Source organism: Mycobacterium sp. UM_Kg27, from assembly GCF_000972905.1.
Taxonomy (GTDB): domain Bacteria; phylum Actinomycetota; class Actinomycetes; order Mycobacteriales; family Mycobacteriaceae; genus Mycobacterium.
Genome location: NZ_JRMM01000252.1, coordinates 1 through 2023, shown reverse-complemented (window position 1 = coordinate 2023; position 2023 = coordinate 1). Strand labels below are relative to the sequence as shown.

The following is a 2023-nucleotide window of genomic DNA, read 5'->3' as shown; positions in this document are numbered from 1 at the left end:
CGCAGCGCACGCACCAGCGCAGGTGCCGTCGGCGCCCCGCCGTAGCCGACCCACCGCACCCGGCTGACGTCGACGTTGGCGAAGTCGGGATGCCGAAGCAGCAGCGCGTAGATCGCCGGCACCGTCACCATCGATGAGATCCGCTGCGCGGGAAGCGTTGCGACCAACTCGGGAAGACTCAGTGACGGCATGATGACCGCGGTGCCGCCGGTGTAGGCGGCGACCAGCAGTTGGGAGTTGCAGCCGGTCACATGGAACAGCGGGACCGAGATCAGCGTGCGGTACTCCTCGGCCAAGGTCCGGGTCCGACCCAAGGCGCGCATCATGTTCTCGGCGTTGGTCACAAACGCCTCGTGGGTGGTGGGCACTCCTTTGGGGCTGCCGGTGGTACCAGAGGTGTAGAACAGCGCCGCGGTGTCGCCCGCTTCGAGCCCGTCCACCACATACGGTGGGCCATCGGGCAGTGCGGCGCCGGGAGCCAGGTCCACCCGAACGCCGGCATCGGTGAGTATGAAGTCGACTTCCGGTGCGGCCGACCGGGTATTGACGGCAACCGGTATCCCGCCGGCCATCAGCGTGCCCCAGAACGCCAGCACCCAGTCCAGTCCCGCTGGGTAACGCAACGCGACCCGATCACCGCGCGCCAGACCGTCGCCTCGCAGCCCGCCGGATACGCGCGCGGCCCGCTGCCACAACTGCCGGTAGGTCAGCCGATCGCCCGCAAGTTCCACCACGGCTTCGCTGTCGGGCCGCTGCTCGGCCTGCTCGGCCAACACATCGAGCAGCGTCGCCGGCAGCTGCTGGTAATGCGCGACACCGTTGTGGTCGCGGGTCACCCCGGTTGCCGGAAAAGGGTTGCCGCGCCGTGGGATTTCGACGACGTGCGACATGGTCAGCCTGTCATCGCCGACGCCGCCAGCTGTGCGTTACCACCCGCAAGGTCCCCCGCAGCGCGTAGACCGCGGACACGATGCACGCGAGGATCAACACCACGAACATCGGCAGCCAATTACCGCGGTCATGGTTGATGTGCCACCAGACATAGGTGAACAGCACCGAGGAGACGAAGAAGACCACGTCACGCCAATTGCCCTGATAGGACAGCGCCGCCGCCCGCAGCGCCCTGGTGCGATCGGAGGCCGCGACCAAGTCGTCGATGCGCTCGTCGATGGTGCGCTGCAAATCCGCGCGCCGCTGGGTCTGTTCCGCGGGAAGCCGGTCGAGCAGGTCGAGGTCCTGTTTGATCAGCGCGCGTACGTCGGGGCCTTTGAGCTGCCCGGCCGCCGCCGTCAGCAGGGCTCCGCCGAAGATCGGTGCCGCGCCCAGCGCCGTACTCAGCAGTGAGGGCATCGTCGTGCCGTTCCTTTCGCCTTACTTCCCGGCCACCCTACGACCTCAACCGAGACTTACCGTGCCATCCGGCGCGATCCGCCAGCCGGGGTTATGGGCGATCTCCCAGATCAGACCGTTCGGGTCTTGGATGTGGGCGTGGAACACGCCACCGAACTGGCCGGGTCGCGGCGACTTGATCATCGTGCCACCGGCGGCGGCCATGGCATCGGCCAGCGCGATCACGGCGTCGGGGCTGTCGACGTTGTGCGCCATGGTGACCCCGGAGACCCGGGAATGGTCGCCGGGCAGCGCCAGGTCTTCGTTGAACTTCTCGGCGTCAAAGAACCCCAGCACCTGGCCCGGCGCCACCTGATAGAAGACGATCTCTCCCTCGACCTCCAGCAGCGGCTGCCAACCCAGCGCACCGTAAAACTTGCTGGTCGCGTCCAGATCGGTGGCCGCGATGGTGACGAAGTGCACCTGCTGCTCCATACGGTCGAGCCTAGAGCGACGGAGCATCCTGTCGGACTCGCACTCATCAGGTGCGCGTTGTGGATAACGCGACCCTGTCAGAAAGTTTGAGTCAGTGGATTCGGGTACAGTCGAACGTATGTTCGATACGGATCTGCCTGAGCCGGGGTCGTTGGCCGATGCCGACGACAAAGCCCTGGTGGCGGCGATCGCGGGGTGG

3 protein-coding genes are annotated in these 2023 nt (G+C 66.7%); all 3 read right to left on the bottom strand.

Annotated features, from left to right (window positions below; translation table 11 throughout):
- On the bottom strand, nt 1-890 hold an 890-nt coding region (locus LI94_RS20995), incomplete at its 3' end, for an AMP-binding protein (protein WP_046302451.1).
- Between the two features lie 10 nt (nt 891-900).
- Nucleotides 901-1350 carry a hypothetical protein gene (locus LI94_RS20990; RefSeq protein ID WP_046302450.1) on the bottom strand — a complete coding sequence of 150 codons (450 nt, stop codon included), beginning with the start codon at nt 1348-1350 and terminating at the stop codon, nt 901-903.
- Nucleotides 1351-1395: 45 nt separating this feature from the next.
- The gene (locus tag LI94_RS20985) at nt 1396-1824 is read right to left on the bottom strand and encodes a VOC family protein (protein ID WP_046302449.1); all 429 of its coding nucleotides are present in this window, start codon (nt 1822-1824) and stop codon (nt 1396-1398) included.
- Nucleotides 1825-2023: the final 199 nt, after the last annotated feature.